Annotated in this window: 17 protein-coding genes; 10 read left to right on the top strand and 7 right to left on the bottom strand. The window is 64.8% G+C overall.

Going from position 1 to position 17,455, the window contains the following annotated elements:
- Positions 1–65: 65 nt before the first annotated feature.
- From ftsX to ftsY, 3 genes are read right to left on the bottom strand one after another with little or no spacing between them, the layout of a single operon-like run.
- Positions 66–1,088: a permease-like cell division protein FtsX gene (ftsX, locus tag GDH07_RS02000; protein ID WP_022641637.1), complete on the bottom strand. Its 1,023-nt coding sequence runs from the start codon at positions 1,086–1,088 to the stop codon at positions 66–68.
- Entirely contained in the window at positions 1,085–1,756 is a 672-nt protein-coding gene (gene ftsE / locus GDH07_RS01995; RefSeq protein WP_022641638.1) for a cell division ATP-binding protein FtsE, read from the bottom strand. Before ftsE ends, ftsX begins: the two co-directional genes overlap by 4 nt.
- Entirely contained in the window at positions 1,753–3,342 is a 1,590-nt protein-coding gene (gene ftsY / locus GDH07_RS01990; protein WP_152896572.1) for a signal recognition particle-docking protein FtsY, read from the bottom strand. Before ftsY ends, ftsE begins: the two co-directional genes overlap by 4 nt.
- A 428-nt stretch (positions 3,343–3,770) precedes the next feature.
- Here ftsY and GDH07_RS01985 point away from each other — a divergent pair, with 428 nt between their 5' ends.
- The 5 genes from GDH07_RS01985 to GDH07_RS01965 all read left to right on the top strand — a co-directional run bounded on the left by GDH07_RS01985 (position 3,771) and on the right by GDH07_RS01965 (position 9,120).
- Positions 3,771–5,126, top strand: a complete 1,356-nt coding sequence (locus GDH07_RS01985; protein WP_022641640.1) for a M16 family metallopeptidase — start codon at positions 3,771–3,773, stop codon at positions 5,124–5,126.
- Positions 5,119–6,609, top strand: a complete 1,491-nt coding sequence (locus tag GDH07_RS01980; RefSeq protein WP_022641641.1) for a M16 family metallopeptidase — start codon at positions 5,119–5,121, stop codon at positions 6,607–6,609. Before GDH07_RS01985 ends, GDH07_RS01980 begins: the two co-directional genes overlap by 8 nt.
- Complete coding sequence (gene rsmD, locus GDH07_RS01975; protein ID WP_085594437.1) at positions 6,609–7,229, top strand: 16S rRNA (guanine(966)-N(2))-methyltransferase RsmD; 621 nt, start codon at positions 6,609–6,611, stop codon at positions 7,227–7,229. Before GDH07_RS01980 ends, rsmD begins: the two co-directional genes overlap by 1 nt.
- Before the next feature lie 63 nt (positions 7,230–7,292).
- A complete protein-coding gene (locus tag GDH07_RS01970) occupies positions 7,293–8,294 on the top strand; it encodes a hydrolase (protein ID WP_343038087.1) in 1,002 nt (333 codons plus the stop codon).
- Positions 8,287–9,120 carry an AraC family transcriptional regulator gene (locus tag GDH07_RS01965; protein WP_053133922.1) on the top strand — a complete coding sequence of 278 codons (834 nt, stop codon included), beginning with the start codon at positions 8,287–8,289 and terminating at the stop codon, positions 9,118–9,120. The genes GDH07_RS01970 and GDH07_RS01965 overlap by 8 nt, the downstream gene beginning before the upstream one ends.
- 63 nt (positions 9,121–9,183) lie before the next feature.
- Here the strand turns inward: GDH07_RS01965 and GDH07_RS01960 are convergent, their stop codons facing one another.
- Both GDH07_RS01960 and GDH07_RS01955 read right to left on the bottom strand, forming a co-directional pair.
- On the bottom strand, positions 9,184–10,038 hold the full coding sequence (locus GDH07_RS01960) for a sulfurtransferase (RefSeq protein WP_152896571.1): 855 nt from the start codon (positions 10,036–10,038) through the stop codon (positions 9,184–9,186).
- 36 nt (positions 10,039–10,074) lie between these two features.
- On the bottom strand, positions 10,075–10,746 hold the full coding sequence (locus tag GDH07_RS01955) for a TetR/AcrR family transcriptional regulator (protein WP_022641646.1): 672 nt from the start codon (positions 10,744–10,746) through the stop codon (positions 10,075–10,077).
- Positions 10,747–10,891: 145 nt separating this feature from the next.
- On the opposite strand from GDH07_RS01955, the gene GDH07_RS01950 reads away from it, so the two are divergent.
- The 5 genes from GDH07_RS01950 to GDH07_RS01930 all read left to right on the top strand — a co-directional run bounded on the left by GDH07_RS01950 (position 10,892) and on the right by GDH07_RS01930 (position 15,617).
- On the top strand, positions 10,892–12,322 hold the full coding sequence (locus GDH07_RS01950; protein WP_085594433.1) for a coniferyl aldehyde dehydrogenase: 1,431 nt from the start codon (positions 10,892–10,894) through the stop codon (positions 12,320–12,322).
- An 80-nt stretch (positions 12,323–12,402) separates the two neighbouring features.
- Positions 12,403–12,948, top strand: coding sequence for a hypothetical protein (locus GDH07_RS01945; RefSeq protein ID WP_053133918.1), 546 nt, complete (start codon positions 12,403–12,405; stop codon positions 12,946–12,948).
- Positions 12,949–13,038: 90 nt separating this feature from the next.
- On the top strand, positions 13,039–14,634 hold the full coding sequence (locus GDH07_RS01940) for a GMC family oxidoreductase (protein WP_022641650.1): 1,596 nt from the start codon (positions 13,039–13,041) through the stop codon (positions 14,632–14,634).
- A gap of 115 nt (positions 14,635–14,749) precedes the next feature.
- Positions 14,750–15,229: a pantetheine-phosphate adenylyltransferase gene (gene coaD, locus GDH07_RS01935; RefSeq protein WP_022641651.1), complete on the top strand. Its 480-nt coding sequence runs from the start codon at positions 14,750–14,752 to the stop codon at positions 15,227–15,229.
- A 136-nt stretch (positions 15,230–15,365) separates the two neighbouring features.
- Positions 15,366–15,617: a YfhL family 4Fe-4S dicluster ferredoxin gene (locus tag GDH07_RS01930; RefSeq protein WP_016963552.1), complete on the top strand. Its 252-nt coding sequence runs from the start codon at positions 15,366–15,368 to the stop codon at positions 15,615–15,617.
- A gap of 81 nt (positions 15,618–15,698) precedes the next feature.
- Here GDH07_RS01930 and mutM read toward each other — a convergent pair whose 3' ends face one another.
- Positions 15,699–16,511: a bifunctional DNA-formamidopyrimidine glycosylase/DNA-(apurinic or apyrimidinic site) lyase gene (gene mutM, locus GDH07_RS01925; RefSeq protein ID WP_022641652.1), complete on the bottom strand. Its 813-nt coding sequence runs from the start codon at positions 16,509–16,511 to the stop codon at positions 15,699–15,701.
- On the bottom strand, positions 16,511–17,323 hold the full coding sequence (locus GDH07_RS01920; RefSeq protein WP_177409180.1) for an HDOD domain-containing protein: 813 nt from the start codon (positions 17,321–17,323) through the stop codon (positions 16,511–16,513). The genes mutM and GDH07_RS01920 overlap by 1 nt, the downstream gene beginning before the upstream one ends.
- Between the last annotated feature and the right edge of the window lie 132 nt (positions 17,324–17,455).

Here is a 17,455-nt window from a genome sequence, read left to right as displayed (position 1 = left end):
AATTGACCGGAAACCGCTAAACAAGTTCCCATGAACGCTGAAAGGTCAATACAAGCAAAAAGACACTACTTCGGTGCCAGCTCCCTCAGGTGGCGGGCCACCGCAATCCACGCACCGATATAACCCAACAGCACCGCCCCTAGCAAGAGCGACAGACCGTCGGCGACAGGTACCCCCGCCAGGGCGAAATCGCTGCCGTAGAGGCCTGCCAGGCCCACTACCGCATCGTTCAACCAGTCCAGGCCGAAGGCCAGGACACCCCAGGACAAGATCCCCGCACCGAAGCCATACAGCGCGCCCATGTATAGGAAAGGACGTCGCACATAGCTGTCTGTGCCGCCGACGAGTTTAATCACTTCGATCTCCGTGCGGCGGTTTTCAATATGAAGACGAATGGTATTGCCTATCACCAAAAGTAATGCGGAAACCAGCAGCACCGTCAGGCCGAAGACAAAACGATCGCCAAGCTTGAGGATCGCCGCCAATCGCTCGACCCAGACCAGGTCCAGCTGGGCCAATTGCACCTTGGGCATTTCCGCCAGGCGCTGGCGCAGGGCCTCCAGGGTGGTCTTGTCCACTTCCTGCGGCGTGACCAGGACCACGCCCGGCAGCGGATTATGCGGCAGCTCGCGCAAGGCTTCGCCCAGCCCGGACTGCTGCTGGAACTCTTCCAGAGCCTTTTCCTTGCTGATGAATTCGGCATCCGCCACGCCCGGCAGGCCCTTGATCTGTTCGCTGAGGCTCTCGCCCTCGCTGGCCGATGCCCCCAGTTCCAGGTACAGCGAGATCTGCGCTGCCCGCTGCCAGGAGCCGCCCAGGCGCTCGATGTTGTTGAGCAGCAGCGACAGGCCCATGGGCAGGCTCAAGGCCACGGCCATCACCAGGCAGGTGAAGAAGCTGCCGATCGGCTGCTTGCCCAGGCGCCGCAGGCTGTCCAGCAGGCTGGCGCGATGGCTTTCGATCCAGGCGTGCAGCAAGGTACCGAAGTCGGGACCATCGTCTTCGTCACGTTTTTTCTTCGGCGGCGGTGCCTCGGAGGCCTTGGGCGCCACGCGCTCCGCCACTTTAGGGGTACGGGTGGCACTCATACGCCGGCCTCCCCATCGCCGATCAGGCGGCCACGTTGCAGGGTCAGCATGCGATGACGCATACGGGCAATCAGGGCCAGGTCGTGGCTGGCGATCAGCACGCTGGTGCCCAGACGGTTGATATCTTCGAATACGCCCATGATTTCCGCCGCAAGACGCGGGTCGAGGTTACCGGTGGGTTCATCCGCCAGCAGCAAGGCCGGACGGTGGACGATGGCGCGAGCGATGCCGACCCGCTGCTGCTGGCCGGTGGACAGGTCGCCCGGGTAGAGCTCGGCCTTGTCCGACAAGGCCACGCGCTCCAGGGCCGAGTCTACGCGCTTGGCGATCTCGGCCTTGGACAGGCCGAGGATCTGCAGCGGCAGGGCCACGTTGTTGAAGACCGTACGATCGAACAGCAGCTGGTGGTTCTGGAACACCACGCCGATCTGCCGGCGCAGGAACGGGATCTGCGCATTGCTGATCTGTCCCAGGTCCTGGCCGGCCAGCAGCAGCTTGCCCGAAGTCGGGCGCTCCATGGCCAGCAACAGGCGCAGCAGGGTGCTTTTACCGGCGCCGGAATGGCCGGTGACGAACAGGAATTCGCCGCGCCGGACACGAAAGCTCAGCTCATGCAGGCCAACGTGACCATTGGGATAGCGCTTACCGACCTGTTCGAAACGAATCATGAACGCTCCCGCTCGGCAAACAGTGCCTGGACAAAGGGTTCTGCTTCAAAGGTGCGCAAGTCGTCGATGCCTTCGCCGACACCGATGTAGCGGATCGGCAGGCCGAACTGCTTGGCCAGGGCGAAGATCACGCCGCCCTTGGCGGTGCCATCGAGCTTGGTCAGGGCCAGGCCGGTCAGCTCCACGGTCTGGTTGAACTGCTTGGCCTGGTTGATGGCGTTCTGGCCGGTACCGGCGTCCAGCACCAGCAGCACCTCATGGGGCGCGTCGGCATCCAGCTTGCCGATAACCCGACGAACCTTCTTCAGTTCTTCCATCAGGTTGTCCTTGGTGTGCAGGCGCCCCGCCGTATCGGCGATCAGCACGTCGATACCGCGGGCCTTGGCGGCCTGCACGGCGTCGAAAATCACTGAGGCCGAGTCGGCCCCGGTGTGCTGGGCGATCACCGGGATCTTGTTGCGCTCGCCCCAGACCTGCAGTTGCTCCACCGCCGCGGCGCGGAAGGTGTCGCCAGCGGCCAGCATGACCTTCTTGCCTTCCAGTTGGAGCTTCTTGGCCAGCTTGCCGATGGTGGTGGTCTTGCCGGCGCCGTTGACGCCGACCACCAGGATCACGAATGGCTTGTTCTGCGCCACGATTTTCAGCGGCTGCTCCACCGGCTTGAGCATGCCGGCCAGCTCGGCTTGCAGCGAGGCGTACAGCGCGTCGGAGTCGGTGAGCTGCTTGCGCGCCACCTTCTGGGTCAGGTTCTGGATGATCACCGAAGTGGCCTCGACCCCGACGTCGGCGGTCAGCAGGCGGGTCTCCAGGTCCTCGAGCAGTTCGTCGTCGATGGCTTTCTTGCCCAGGAACAGGCTGGCCATGCCCTCGCCGATGCTGGCGCTGGTCTTGGACAGGCCTTGCTTGAGGCGGGCGAAGAAACCGACCTTGCTCTCCTCGCCGGAACGAACCGGCTCGACCGCCGGCTCCGGTTCGACGGCCGCTACCGGCTCCGCGACAGGAGCAGGAGCAGGAGCAGGAGCAGGAGCAGGAGCAGGAGCAGGAGCAGGAGCAGGAGCAGGAGCAGGAGCAGGAGCAGGAGCAGGAGCAGGAGCAGGAGCAGGAGCAGGAGCAGGAGCAACAGGCTCGGGGGCGACGAACACCGGGGCAACAGGCGCCTCTTCAGCCACAGCAGCGACTACCGGGGCCTCGGCCACTGGCTCAGGTGCCGGAGCCACGGCCGGAATCACCGGCGTCACATGCTCGGCCTGGACGTCCTCCACCAGCGCCACGGGCTCCTCGGCCACCGGCAAGGTCAGCCAGGGTTTGTGCTCTGGGTTCGGCGTCAGGGGCAGGTCGGGGGCGACCGGCGCGGACGAATGGGGCTGGGCCTGGGGTTGCGCCAGCGGTTCGGCGAGCGGCGCGGCCATAGGCTCGACCGGGGCGACACTCGGCGCCGGCTCGATGACTGGAGCCGCTACCGGCTCGGCCGGCACTGGTGGCTGCTGGACGACGGGTTCCTGCGGCTTCTTGCGCAGCCACCCGAACAGGCCTTTCTTCTCGCCAGCCGCGGCTGGAGTCTTTTTGTCGTCGTTGGAACCAAACATGGAGACGGCTATCTCAAGGTAGCGATGCGCCAGCAGGCGCCTCGGTAAATAAATATTCGATGCAGAACAGACTATGTTTCATCCAGCTTGTTCACGCGCAACATGTTGTCGAAATGCTCGGAAGCATCTCAAGGATCGATTTTACTAAAGGACTGGAGCGGCAAAATCGGCGAAACGTCGAATTTTAGCTGATAAATCAAGGATTATTGCCGGTAACTCATACAACCCGATCAAGTTATTGCTGACCCGCGAGAACCTGATAGGCGTGGCCGCCAGTAAAACGGATCAGTATCCTAGGGCGTGTCACCCCTCATTACCAGTACCGCGTGGCCACCCGCAAGGCCCGGCCTGGCAATGAATGGCGACACGCCCCAACCTCTCGCCCGCAGGCCCATACCCAGCGGGCAGCCCAACAGGTTTAAAAACGAATGAATGCTCTAGCCCGCCGCGCCGCAGGCCTGCTGCTCAGCACAGTTTGTCTGCCTCTTGCAGCCCTGGCTGCCGATCCGCAACCCACCCACGAATTCACCCTCGACAACGGCCTGAAGGTCGTGGTCCGCGAGGACCATCGCGCCCCGGTGGTGGTCTCCCAGGTCTGGTACAAGGTCGGCTCCAGCTACGAAACCCCGGGCCAGACCGGCCTGTCCCACGCCCTGGAACACATGATGTTCAAGGGCAGCGAGAAGGTCGGCCCCGGCGAAGCCTCGTTGATCCTGCGGGACCTGGGCGCCGAGGAGAACGCCTTCACCAGCGACGACTTCACCGCCTACTACCAGGTTCTGGCCCGTGACCGCCTGGGCGTGGCCCTGGAGCTGGAGGCCGATCGCATGGCCAGCCTGCGCCTGCCGGCCGACGAGTTCAGCCGCGAGATCGAGGTGATCAAGGAAGAGCGCCGCCTGCGCACCGACGACAAGCCCATGTCCAAGGCCTACGAGCGCTTCAAGGCCATGGCCTACCCTGCCAGCGGCTACCACACGCCGACCATCGGCTGGATGGCCGACCTGAACCGGATGAAGGTCGAGGAACTGCGTCACTGGTACCAGTCCTGGTATGTGCCCAACAACGCCACCCTGGTAGTGGTCGGCGACGTCACCCCGGACGAGGTCAAGGCCCTGGCTCAGCGCTACTTCGGCGCGATTCCCAAGCGTGACGTACCGCCAGCGAAGATCCCCATGGAGCTGGCCGAGCCAGGCGAGCGCCTGATCACCCTGCACGTGAAGACACAGCTGCCAAGCCTGATGCTGGCCTTCAACGTGCCAAGCATCGCCACCGCCGAAGACAAGCGCGCGGTCAACGCCCTGCGCCTGGCCTCGGCCTTGCTGGACGGCGGCTACAGCGCGCGTATCCCGACCCAGCTGGAGCGCGGCGAAGAGCTGCTGTCCGGCGGTTCCTCCAATTACGACGCCTACACCCGCGGCGACAGTCTGTTCATGCTGTCGGCCACCCCCAACAGCCAGAAGAAGAAAACCATCGCCCAGGCCGAAGCCGGGTTGTGGCGTCTGCTGGACCAGTTGAAGACCACCCCGCCTTCCGCCGAGGAACTGGAGCGCGTGCGCGCCCAAGTGATCGCCGGCCTGGTCTACGAACGCGACTCGATCACCAGCCAGGCCACCGCCATCGGTCAGCTGGAAACCGTCGGTCTGTCGTGGAAGCTGATGGACACCGAGCTTGCCGAGCTGCAAAGCGTGACCCCGGAAGATATCCAGAAGGCTGCACGCACCTATTTCACCCGGGAACGTATGAGCGTGGCCCACGTACTGCCTGAGGAATCCGCTCATGACTAAGCGCAAGAATGCTTCGCCGATCCTGCTGGGCGCCGCGCTGGTGGCGCTGATCACCGCCGGCGGCCTGTACCTGTCGCGCTCCGGCGAAAGCAACGCCAGCCAGGCCCTGGACAACGCCAAGAGCAGCCAGAAGCTGCAGTCCCTGGCCGAACTGGACGGCAAGGCTCCCAGCCATCGCAATCTCAATGTGCAGACCTGGAACACCGCCGAAGGCGCCAAGGTATTGTTCGTCGAAGCCCGTGAATTGCCGATGTTCGACATGCGCCTGATCTTTTCCGCCGGCAGCAGCCAGGACGGCGACGCCCCGGGTCTGGCCCTGCTGACCAACGCCATGCTCAACGAAGGCGTGGCCGGCAAGGACGTCGGCGCCATCGCCCGTGGCTTCGAAGGCCTGGGCGCGGACTTCGGCAACGGTGCCTACAAGGACATGGCCGTGGCTTCGCTGCGCAGCCTGAGCGCCACCGACAAGCGTGAACCGGCCCTCAAGCTGTTCGCCGAGGTGGTGGGCAAGCCGACCTTCCCGGCCGACTCCCTGGCACGGATCAAGAACCAGATGCTCGCCGGCTTCGAGTACCAGAAGCAGAACCCCGGCAAGCTGGCCAGCCTGGAACTGATGAAGCGCCTGTACGGGGCCCACCCCTATGGCCACGCCAGCGACGGCAATGCCCAGAGCATTCCGGCCATCAGCCTGACCCAGCTCAAGGCCTTCCATGCCAAGGCCTACGCCGCCGGCAACGTGGTGATCGCGCTGGTCGGCGACCTCTCGCGCAGCGATGCCGAGGCGATTGCCACCCAGGTCTCCGCCGCCCTGCCCAAGGGCCCGGCCCTGGCCAAGATCGCCCAACCCAGCGAACCCAAGGCCAGCATCGGCCATATCGAGTTCCCTTCGACCCAGACCAACCTGCTGCTGGCGCAACTGGGGATCGACCGTGACGACCCGGACTACGCTGCGGTCTCCCTGGGCAACCAGATCCTTGGCGGCGGTGGTTTCGGTACCCGGCTGATGAGCGAAGTCCGCGAGAAGCGCGGCCTGACCTACGGCGTCTACTCCGGCTTCACCCCGATGCAGGTTCGTGGCCCGTTCATGATCAACCTGCAGACCCGCGCCGAGATGAGCGAAGGCACCCTCAAGCTGGTGCAAGACGTATTCGCCGACTACCTGAAGAACGGCCCGACCCAGAAAGAACTGGACGACGCCAAACGTGAACTGGCCGGCAGCTTCCCGCTATCCACCGCCAGCAACGCCGATATCGTCGGCCAGCTGGGCGCCATGGGCTTCTACAATCTGCCGTTGAGCTACCTGGAAGACTTCATGCGCCAATCCCAGGCGCTGACCGTGGAGCAGGTCAAGGCCGCCATGAACAAACACTTGAGCGTCGACAAGATGGTGATCGTCAGCGCCGGTCCGACCGTCGCCCAGAAGCCGTTGCCGCCCCCTACTGACAAACCCGCCGAGCAGCCGCTCGGGGTTCCGGAGCACTGATGGCCCGTCCAGCCCGTCCCACCAAGAAACCCGCCCACAACCCACACAACGGCGTGGGCCAGCTGCGCATCATTGGCGGCGAGTGGCGCAGCCGCAAGCTGAGCTTCCCCGACCTGCCGGGATTGCGCCCGACCCCGGACCGGGTGCGCGAGACCCTGTTCAACTGGCTCGCGCCCTACGTGCCCGGAGCCAAGGTGATCGACCTGTTCGCCGGCAGCGGCGCGGTATTCCTCGAGGCCCTGTCCCGTGGCGCCGCCAGTGGTCTGGCCCTGGACAACAGCAGCGTCGCGGTATCCAGCCTGCGCGAGCACCTGGGCACCCTGCGCTGCACCGTCGCTCAAGTGCAGACCGCCGACGCCCTGCGCTACCTGGAGACCCAGCCGGCGAGCGCCTTCGACCTGGCGTTCCTCGACCCGCCCTTCCACCAAGACCTGCTGCCCGCCGCCTGCGCCCTGCTGGAAGAGCGCGGCTGGCTGGCGGACGACGCCTGGATCTACACCGAAAGCGAGGCCGCCCCTTCCTCCCTGGGCCTGCCGATGCGCTGGCGCCTGCACCGTGAACAAAAATCCGGGCAGGTGTATTACTCCTTGTGGCAACGTATGGCAGACAACGCCGGCTAACGCCGGCCGGAACAAGGTGCGCGGCCCGGCCGGGCCGCGCACCGCTGCATCGAGATACTCCCCGTGCCCGACTCGCCAGATCGCTTCATCCCCGCCTTCGGCCTAGGCAATCCGCACCTGCAGACCCTGTGGGGCCCGCTGTGGCGTCCGGCCACCGCGCTACAGCACCAGCGCGAGCGCCTGTGGCTGGACGATGGCGACTTCCTCGACCTGGACTGGCACGGCCCCCATAGCGCCGAGGCACCGCTGGTGCTGGTGTTGCATGGCCTGACCGGCTCCTCCAGCTCGCACTATGTGGCCGGCCTGCAGCAAGCCCTGGCGGCCCAGGGCTGGGCCAGTGCGGCACTGAACTGGCGTGGCTGCTCCGGCGAGCCCAACCTGTTGCCACGCAGCTATCACTCCGGCGCCAGCGAAGACCTGGCCGCAGCCATCGCCCACCTGCGGGCCAAGCGCCCCCAGGCGCCGCTGTATGCGGTGGGTTACTCCCTGGGTGGCAACGTGCTGCTCAAGTACCTGGGGGAAACCGGTAGCGCCAGTTTCCTGCAAGGCGCCACCGCAGTGTCGGTGCCATTTCGCCTGGACCAGTGTGCCGATCGCATCGGCCAGGGGTTTTCGCGGATCTACCAGGCGCACTTCATGCGCGAGATGCTGGCCTACATCAAGGACAAGCAGCGCCAGTTCCAGCACGACGGCCGCCATGAAGGCCTGGCGACCCTGGCGCAGTTGGGCCCGCTGACGCGGATGCGCACCTTCTGGGACTTCGATGGCCGGGTCACCGCGCCGCTGCATGGCTTTGCCGATGCCCAGGACTATTACCGGCGTGCCTCCAGCCGCTATTTCCTTGGGGAAATCCGCACGCCGACCCTGATCATCCAGGCCACCGACGACCCATTCGTGTTCCCCCACAGCCTGCCCGAAGCCAGCGAACTGTCGGCCAGCACCCGCTTCGAGCTGCAGGCCAAGGGCGGCCACGTGGGTTTCGTCGACGGTACCCTCAAGCAGCCCGGCTACTATCTGGAGCGCCGGATTCCCCAATGGCTGGCAGGCCTGGGCCGCCATGGATAAGTCGTCCCGGGAGTCGATCCGCTTCTGGCAGACCGCGCCCCTGACCGGGGTCGAGTTGCTGTCCGCGCGCTACATCGAGCACCGCTTCGTACCCCATGTGCATGACGGCTTCGTGATCGGCATGATCATGGCCGGCGCCCAGCGCTACCGCTATCGGGGCGCCGAACACCTGGCGGGCAGCGGCACCCTGGTGCTGATCAACCCCGATGAACTGCATACCGGGGCCAAGGGCACCGAGGACGGCTGGTTGTACCGGGCCTTCTACCCGGATAACCGGCAGGTACTGGGGCTGCTGGATGAACTGGAGCTACCCAGCGGCACCTTGCCGGCATTCGGCGCGACGCTGTACCGCGACCCGGACCTGGTCAAGGGCTTCGTGCACCTGCATCACTTGCTGGAAAGCCCGGCCACCGCCCTGCAGCAACAGACCCTGTGGCGGGAAATGCTGCTCCTGCTGCTGCAACGCCATGCCAGGGTCAAGGCGCCCCGCGAACCGGGGCAGGAACATCGGGCCATAGTGCAAGCCAAGGAACTGCTGCGCACCCAGCTGGCTGAACCGCCATCGCTGGAAGAGCTGGCGGCGGCGGTGAACCTGTCGCCATTTCACTTTGCCCGGGTATTCCGCCGCGCCACTGGGATTCCGCCCCACACTTGGCTGATGCAGCAGCGCATCGCCAAGGCCCGGGCCCTGCTGCGCGACGGCTGCCTGCCGCTGGAGGTGGCGACCCAACTGGGGTTTGCCGACCAGAGCCATCTGAATCGGCAGTTCAAGCAGGTCTATGGCGTCGCCCCGGCGGCCTACCGCAGCGCCTTGCAGGCACCCTGAACCCGGCTTGGGCCCGGTTGAAGTGACGCTCGGCCCGGGGCTGTCAGGCCCGCAACGACGGGCTCAGTCGCCATTGGCCACAGGCCGCCGGGAGTCGGTGATCCACTCGCTCCAGGAGCCGGCATACAAGCGGGCCAGCGGGTACCCGGCCAGGCACAGGGCGAACAGGTTGTGGCAGGCCGTCACCCCTGAACCGCAATAGGCCACCAGTTGCTCCGGCGAACGCCCGGCGAGTTTCTCGGCAAAGCGCTGCTTGAGCTGCTCCACCGGCAGGAAACGCCCATCACTGCCCAGGTTGTCGGTGAACGCCGCGCACTGCGCGCCGGGAATGTGCCCGGCCACCGGATCGATAGGCTCCACGTCGCCACGAAAACGCGGCAGGGCCCGGGCGTCCAGCAGGGTCAGATCCGATTGGCCCAAGCGCTGTTGCAAGTGCGCCGCGTCCAGCAGCAGGTGCGAGTCCGGCTGGCCGCTGAAGTGACCTTGGACGGCAGGCGGCGGATCCAGGCTCAGGGGCAGGCCCGCGGCGTGCCAGGCCTTGAGGCCGCCATCGAGGATGAACACCCCATCACGCTTGCCCAACCAGGCCAGCAGCCACCAGGCGCGGGCGGCATAAGCGCCGGGGCCATCGTCATACAGCACGATCTCGCTGTCGTTATCGATCCCCCAGGCTTGCAGGCGCTCCACCAGCCGGGCCGGGTCCGGCAGCGGGTGCCGGCCGGTCGCACCCTTGACCACAGGTCCGCTCAGGTCCCGGTTCAAGTCGGCGAAATGCGCCCCGGCCAGGTGCCCCTCGGCATAGCTGCGTTGCCCGTAGTCCGGGTCTTCCAGGGCAAAGCGACAATCCAGGATCACCAGGCCGGGCTGCTGTCTCTTCTGGTCCAGGGCTAGCGGGCTGATCAATTGCGCGAGGGGCATAGCGGGCTCCTGTGAATAAGTGTCGAAGGCTTGATCCTACTGCACTTCTTCCAAGGCTTGGGCCAGGGGCACGTAAAACTCTTCGAACAGTTTGTTGACCTCGCCCCGCGCCTGCTCAGTGACGAAACCGGCCTCCAGGACCAGCACCTGGTAGACACCACGCTTGATCGCTTCTTCACTCAGGTGGGTGGAGTTCTCGCGGGTGGTGCACAGGAACCGCACCCAGGAGGTGAGGATGATCCAGGCATTGAGGGTCAGGGATTCGATCTGCACCCTGTCCATGGCGATGATCCCGGCGTCGACGAAACGCCCGTAGATGGCCATGCCCTGGATCAGGCAGCGTTGGGAAAAGCGCCGGTAACGCGCCGCCAGGTCGGGATCGCTGTCCAGCAGGTGCTCCAGGTCGCGGTGCAGGAAGCGGTAGCGCCACATGGCCGCCAGCAGGGCCTGCAGGTAGTAGCGCTTGTCCTCCACGGTGGCGGCACGCCCGGGCGGTGGACGCAGGAAGCTGTCCACCAGGCTTTCGTATTCGGCGAAGAGCACGGCGATGATCGCCTGCTTGTTGGGGAAGTGGTAGTACAGGTTGCCCGGGGAGATCTCCATATGCGCCGCAATATGGTTGGTGCTGACGTTGCGTTCGCCCTGCTGGTTGAAGAGCTCGAGGCTGAACTGGACGATGCGCTCGCGGGTTTTTATACGTGGGGCCATGGATACGGGCTTTATTCGGAAGACTGGGGACATTTTACGACCTATCCCCCTGGGGATAAATCGACACCGGCACGGGAGGAGCAATTGACAATCTAGAGTATAAGCTCTAAAAAACTAGCCACCTCACAAAATTCGGAGCCCGATCATGTCTGCCGAGATCGCCTACCTTCAGGATTCCCTCCAGCAACAGGACGGGCTGCTCGAGCTGTTCGAAGCTCAGCGCCGGGCCTATGCCGCCCATCCGATGCCGCCAGCCGCCCAGCGCGACCAATGGCTCAAGGCCTTGCAGGACTTGCTCAACACCGAACGCCAGGCGCTGATCGACGCCATCAGCCAGGACTTCAGCAACCGCAGCGCCGATGAAACCCTGCTGGCGGAAATCATGCCCAGCCTGCATGGCATCCACTATGCCCGCAAGCACCTCAAGCGCTGGATGAAACCCTCCCGCCGCGCCGTCGGCATGGCCTTCCAGCCAGCCTCGGCCAAGGTGATCTACCAGCCCCTGGGCGTTGTGGGCATCATCGTGCCCTGGAACTACCCGCTGTTCCTGTGCATGGGACCGCTGACCGGCGCCCTGGCCGCCGGCAACCGGGTCATGCTCAAGCTCAGCGAGTCGACCCCCGCCACCGGCCTGCTGCTCAAGCAACTGCTGGCGCGGATCTTCCCCGAAGACCTGGTCTGCGTAGTCCTGGGCGAGGCGGAAGTGGGCATGGCCTTCTCCAAGCTGCGCTTCGATCACCTGCTGTTCACCGGCGCCACCAGCATCGGCAAGCATGTGATGCGCGCCGCGGCAGAGAACCTGACCCCGGTGACCCTGGAGCTGGGCGGCAAGTCCCCGGCCATCGTCTCCCATACCGTGCCACTCAAGGACGCCGCCGAGCGCATCGCCTTCGGCAAGACCATGAACGCCGGCCAGACCTGCGTCGCCCCGGACTACGTGCTGGTACCGGAGGACCGTGTGGAGGCCTTCGTCGACACTTATCGCCAGGTGGTGCGTGGGTTCTTCCCGACCCTGGTGGACAACCCCGACTACACCGCGATCATCAACCAGCGCCAGCTCTCGCGGCTCAACGGCTACCTGAGCGACGCCACCAGCAAAGGCGCGCAGTTGGTGCCGCTGTTCGACCAGGGGCAGGAACGCCGCCTGCCCCATAGCCTGCTGCTCAATGTCAGCGACGACATGACGGTGATGCAGGACGAGATCTTCGGTCCGATCCTGCCCATCGTGCCCTACAAGACCCTGGACCAGGCCCTGGCCTATGTCACCGAGCGGCCTCGGCCCCTGGCGCTGTACTACTTCGGCTACGACAAGGCCGAACAGCAGCGGGTCCTCACCGAAACCCACTCCGGCGGCGCCTGCATGAACGACACGTTGCTGCACGTGACCCAGGATGACCTGCCTTTCGGTGGCATCGGCCCTTCCGGCATGGGTCACTATCACGGCCACGAGGGCTTCCTGACCTTCAGCAAGGCCAAGGGGGTGTTCATCAAGCAGCGCTTCAACGCCGCCCGCCTGATCTACCCACCCTACGGCAAGTCGATCCAGAAACTGATCCAGAAGCTGTTCATCCGCTAGGAGCCTTGAAACCGCAGCGATTGCCAGCGCAGTCGCTGCTCGAGATTTTTCAACCAGTCGATCGCAGGGTAATAACAACAATGACCCCTAGCCTGTCTGAAACACCCGCGCTGTCGCGGCGCGGCCTGCTGAAAATCGGCCTCTGCGCCAGTGCCTTCCTGGCCACCGCCGGCCTTGGCGCCAGCCTTAGCGGTTGCTCCGCCAGCACACCGGCCAACGGCTATGCCATTTTGCGCAGCAATGAATTGCCGTTTCTGAGGGCGTTGATCCCAGTGATGCTCGAAGGTGCCGTGGCAGTGGACAGGATGTCCGCTGCCGTCGACGGTGCCCTGGTAAACCTGGACAACGCCCTCAACCATTTATCTCCGGAGATGCTCAAGCTGACCCAGCAACTGTTCGACGTGCTGGGCATGGCCGTGACCCGTGGACCACTGACGGGAATCTGGGGCAGTTGGGAGAACGCCAGCGCCGAGGACATCCGCAACTTCCTCAGTCGCTGGGAAAACAGCTACCTGTCGCTGCTGCGCATGGGCCACGCCTCGCTGCTGCAACTGGTGATGATGGCCTGGTATACCCGCCCCGAGTCCTGGGCCCACTGCGGCTACCCCGGGCCACCCAAGGTCTGACCCAGCCAGCCGTTGGCACTGGCTGCGCCCGGGAGAGACGCGGCTACCGTGCCGTTGCGCCACGACATCGATAATAAGAGAGCACCCGATATGCCTGTACCTGATCTGTTTCGCGAAGGCCTGACTCGTGGCTGGAAAACCTACAACGGCTCGCAACTGGAGCAGGACCTGACCCTGGAGGCCGATGTCGCCATCGTCGGCAGTGGTGCCGGGGGCGGTACCACGGCCGAGATCCTCAGTGCCGCGGGCTACAAGGTGCTGCTGATCGAAGAAGGCCCGCTCAAGACCAGCGACGACTTCAAGATGCTCGAGGACCAGGCCTACACCAGCCTGTACCAGGAAGGTATCGGGCGCATGAGCAAGGACGGCGCCATCACCATCCTCCAGGGGCGCGCCGTAGGCGGCACCACCCTGATCAACTGGACCTCGAGCTTCCGCACCCCCGACCCGACCCTCGAGCACTGGGCCCGGGAGCATGGCGTGGTGGGCCACAGCTCGGCCGAAATGGCCCCCTGGTTCGAGAAGATGGAGCAGCGCCTGGGAGTCGCGCCCTGGGTCATGCCACCCAACGCCAACAACGACGTGATCCGCAAGGGCTGCGAAGCCCTGGGCTACAGCTGGCACGTGATCCCGCGCAACGTACGCGGCTGCTGGAACCTGGGCTACTGCGGCCTGGGCTGCCCGACCAACGCCAAGCAGTCGATGCTGGTGACCACTATCCCGGCGACCCTGGAGAAAGGCGGCGAACTGCTGTACCTGGCCCGCGCCGATCGCCTGCAACTCGATGGCGACCGGGTCACCGGCCTGCAATGCCTGGCCATGGACGCTCGCTGCGTGGCACCCACCGGCCGCAAGATCATGGTCAAGGCCAAGCACTACGTACTGTCCGGCGGCGGCATCAACAGCCCGGCCCTGCTGCTGCGCTCCGATGCCCCAGACCCGCATTCGCGCCTGGGCAAGCGTACGTTCCTGCACCTGGTGAACTTCTCCGCCGGACAGTTCGACGAGGTGATCAACCCTTTCTACGGCGCGCCGCAATCGATCTATTCCGACCATTTCCAATGGCAGGACGGCACCACCGGCAAGATGGCCTACAAACTCGAGGTACCGCCGCTGCAACCCGCCCTGGCCAGCACCCTGCTGGGCGGTTTCGGCCCCCAGAGCGGCCTGACCATGGAGCAACTGCCCCATACCCACGCCATGCTGGCCCTGCTGCGGGACGGCTTTCATCCCGATAGCACCGGCGGCAACGTCGAACTGCGCGGCGACGGCAGCCCGGTGCTCGACTACCAGGTCTCACCCTATGCCTGGGACGGCCTGCGCCGGGCCTTCCACAGCATGGCCGAGATCCAGTTCGCCGGCGGCGCCAAGGCAGTCAAGCCGCTGCACAGCGATGCACGGTTCGCCAAGACCCTGGCCGAGGTCCGCAGCCAGATCGACGGCCTGGAACTGGCCCTATACCGCACCCGCCTGGGCAGCGCCCACGTGATGGGCGGCTGCGCCATGGGCCAGGACCCGAAGGTCGCCGTAGCCGACAGCCTTGGCCGCCACCACCAGTTGCGTAACCTGTCGATCCATGACGGCTCGCTGTTCCCCACCAGCATCGGCGCCAACCCGCAGCTGTCGGTGTACGGCTTGACCGCACAGCTGGCCACGGCCCTGGCCGAGCGCTTGAAAACCGCGTGATGAGGCTCGGTATCGATGATGTCCGCGGGGACTTGTACTCCAAAAGGCGACTTGGCCGACCGGAAAGGCTGCGATACCATCCGATTCCCCAACGGATTCCCGCCAGGACGACGCGATGAACCGAGTGCTGTACCCAGGAACCTTCGACCCGATTACCAAGGGCCACGGCGATCTGGTCGAACGCGCCTCGCGGCTGTTCGACCACGTGATCATCGCCGTCGCCGCCAGCCCCAAGAAAAACCCGCTCTTCCCCCTGGAACAGCGCGTGGAGCTGGCGCGAGAGGTGACCAAGCACCTGCCCAACGTTGAAGTCGTGGGCTTTTCGACGCTATTGGCGCATTTCGCCAAGGAGCAGAACGCCAATGTCTTCCTGCGCGGCCTGCGGGCCGTTTCGGATTTCGAATACGAATTCCAACTGGCCAACATGAACCGCCAGCTGGCTCCGGATGTGGAAAGCCTGTTCCTCACCCCGTCCGAGCGCTATTCGTTCATTTCCTCGACGCTGGTCCGGGAAATCGCGGCCCTGGGGGGCGATATCACCAAATTCGTCCATCCGGCGGTCGCCGAAGCCTTGACCCTGCGCTTCAAGAAATAAGCCATCTGGCCCCCGCCAAGGGGGCCTGCGCCCGGTGTCAGCCATCGCGCCCGCGTGCACTGCGGGCGTCAATACGGCACAATTGCGCGCATTCGTTTCTACATGCCCGGGCCCGCCGCCCAGGCCGGAGTACCCCATGTCCCTGATCATCACCGACGATTGCATCAACTGCGACGTCTGCGAACCCGAGTGCCCCAACGCGGCCATTTCCCAAGGCGAAGAGATCTACGTCATCGATCCGAACCTGTGCACTCAGTGCGTCGGCCACTACGACGAGCCGCAGTGCCAGCAGGTGTGCCCGGTGGATTGCATTCCCCTGGACGAGAACCGTCCGGAAACCGAAGAAGAGCTGATGGCCAAGTATCGCAAGATCACCGGCAAGGCCTGATCCGCCAGGAGCCCTGGCGGCCCCGGCGCTTGCCAGGGCGCGACAGGATGGATGCTGGCCGCGCCGCCAGTAACGCCGGGATCAGCTCTGGCAGCGTGGGCAGTAGACGCTGGCGCGTTGGCCCAGCTTGATTTCGCGCAATCCCGTGCCGCAGACCTTGCAGTGCTCCCCGCCTCGCCCGTAGACGAACAGTTCCTGCTGGAAGTAGCCGGGCTGGCCATCGCCGCCGATGAAGTCGCGCAAGGTGGTGCCACCCTGCAAGATGGCCGCCGCCAGGATCCGCTTGATCTCGATCGCCAGCCTCAAATAGCGCGCCCGGGAAATGCCCTTGGCCTCGCGGCGTGGGTCGATGCCCGCGGCGAACAAGGCTTCTGTGGCGTAGATGTTGCCCACCCCCACCACCACCGCGTTGTCCATGATGAACGGCTTGACCGCCATGGAACGCCCGCGGGACATCTGGAACAGGCGCTCGCCGTCGAACAGGTCAGTCAGTGGCTCCGGACCCAGCCGCGAAAGCAACTCGTGGTTCAACGGGTCAAGGCTCCAGAGCATGGCGCCAAAGCGCCGTGGATCGGTGTAGCGCAGGGCCAGCCCCGACTCCAGTTCGATATCCACATGCTCATGCTTGGCCGCTGGCAGGCCGACTTCCACCAACCGCAGGTTGCCCGACATGCCCAAGTGGCTGATCAGGGTGCCGACTTCGGCATTGATCAACAGGTACTTGGCCCGACGGTCGACCTGGACGATCCGCTGCCCGGACAGGCGTATGTCCAGGTCCTCGGGGATCGGCCAGCGCAGGCGCCGGTCACGGACGATCACCCGGCTGACCTTCTGGCCTTCCAGGTGCGGCGCTATCCCGCGCCGGGTGGTTTCGACCTCGGGGAGTTCAGGCATCAGTGGGCGCCCAGTTCGCGCACGGTTTCCTTGAGGTTCTCGAAGTCGTAGTCCGACAGGCCGACATAATCGAGGACCAGGTGGCCGATGCTGTTCCATTCATGGTCTACGACCTGGTTGCCCAGTACCCGGTACGAGGAGCAGATGTGCTCGGCCATCTTCAGAATCGCCAGCAGGTTCTTCAACTGGCTGTTACGCGAGGACTCGTCGCTGAAGATCGCCAGGGCGTTGTGATGGTTGGCGATGGCGATGGTCACGTGCTCCGGCAGGCGCCAGGACTTGGCCGTGTAGTAGCCGACCACCGCATGGTTGGTGTTGAAGACCCGGTTCTCGGTATCCACTACCCGCTGTTCGGGCCCGGCACTGCCATAGGCTTCTTCCAGCACGGTCATGTAGTCGGGGAAGCGCTTGAGCATCAGCGGCACGCCGCAGTCATGGAACAGGCCCAGCGCATAGGCCTCGTCCACGGCCTGGGCGCCGGTGCGCTTGGCCAGGGTCAGGCAGGTCATGGCCACGTCCTGGGCGGTGTCCCAGAAGCGGTTGAGAGTGACGATGGTCTCGTCGCTCATCTCGCCCTTGATCGACTGCGCGTTGATCAGGTTGATGATCGAGCGGCTGCCCAGGAGGTTCACCGCACGCTGGATCGAAGCGATCTTGTTGCTCAGCCCGTAATAGGGCGAGTTGACGATCTTCAGCAGCGCGCCAGACAGGCCAGGATCCTGGGAGATCAGCTTGGCGATCACCTCGAGGTCGGGATCGGGCATGTACTGCTCCATCTGCAGATCCACCATGATCTGCGGCTGGGGCGGCACACTGATGCCTTGCAGGGCCTGTTGAATCTGTTCGGCGGATAGCTCTTGGGACATAAGTACACACTCTGGGTCAGGCGGCGATTCTACCCCCTATCTCGGCAATGTTGGGCAAACCGACAGGAACTTTACCTT

The sequence above is a fragment of the Pseudomonas piscis genome (genome assembly GCF_009380155.1).
In the GTDB taxonomy this organism is placed as follows: Bacteria; Pseudomonadota; Gammaproteobacteria; order Pseudomonadales; family Pseudomonadaceae; genus Aquipseudomonas; species Aquipseudomonas piscis.
This window is presented reverse-complemented; position numbering and strand designations above follow the sequence as displayed.

What these genes read in the sequence shown, in the direction of transcription:
- GDH07_RS01930 (WP_016963552.1), top strand. Translation starts at nt 15,366, where the DNA reads ATGTCCCTGATCATCACCGACGATTGCATCAACTGCGACGTCTGCGAA.
- ftsY (WP_152896572.1), bottom strand. Translation starts at nt 3,342, where the DNA reads ATGTTTGGTTCCAACGACGACAAAAAGACTCCAGCCGCGGCTGGCGAG.
- coaD (WP_022641651.1), top strand. Translation starts at nt 14,750, where the DNA reads ATGAACCGAGTGCTGTACCCAGGAACCTTCGACCCGATTACCAAGGGC.
- mutM (WP_022641652.1), bottom strand. Translation starts at nt 16,511, where the DNA reads ATGCCTGAACTCCCCGAGGTCGAAACCACCCGGCGCGGGATAGCGCCG.
- GDH07_RS01940 (WP_022641650.1), top strand. Translation starts at nt 13,039, where the DNA reads ATGCCTGTACCTGATCTGTTTCGCGAAGGCCTGACTCGTGGCTGGAAA.
- GDH07_RS01950 (WP_085594433.1), top strand. Translation starts at nt 10,892, where the DNA reads ATGTCTGCCGAGATCGCCTACCTTCAGGATTCCCTCCAGCAACAGGAC.
- rsmD (WP_085594437.1), top strand. Translation starts at nt 6,609, where the DNA reads ATGGCCCGTCCAGCCCGTCCCACCAAGAAACCCGCCCACAACCCACAC.
- ftsX (WP_022641637.1), bottom strand. Translation starts at nt 1,088, where the DNA reads ATGAGTGCCACCCGTACCCCTAAAGTGGCGGAGCGCGTGGCGCCCAAG.
- GDH07_RS01980 (WP_022641641.1), top strand. Translation starts at nt 5,119, where the DNA reads ATGACTAAGCGCAAGAATGCTTCGCCGATCCTGCTGGGCGCCGCGCTG.
- GDH07_RS01985 (WP_022641640.1), top strand. Translation starts at nt 3,771, where the DNA reads ATGAATGCTCTAGCCCGCCGCGCCGCAGGCCTGCTGCTCAGCACAGTT.
- GDH07_RS01965 (WP_053133922.1), top strand. Translation starts at nt 8,287, where the DNA reads ATGGATAAGTCGTCCCGGGAGTCGATCCGCTTCTGGCAGACCGCGCCC.
- GDH07_RS01955 (WP_022641646.1), bottom strand. Translation starts at nt 10,746, where the DNA reads ATGGCCCCACGTATAAAAACCCGCGAGCGCATCGTCCAGTTCAGCCTC.
- ftsE (WP_022641638.1), bottom strand. Translation starts at nt 1,756, where the DNA reads ATGATTCGTTTCGAACAGGTCGGTAAGCGCTATCCCAATGGTCACGTT.
- GDH07_RS01945 (WP_053133918.1), top strand. Translation starts at nt 12,403, where the DNA reads ATGACCCCTAGCCTGTCTGAAACACCCGCGCTGTCGCGGCGCGGCCTG.
- GDH07_RS01960 (WP_152896571.1), bottom strand. Translation starts at nt 10,038, where the DNA reads ATGCCCCTCGCGCAATTGATCAGCCCGCTAGCCCTGGACCAGAAGAGA.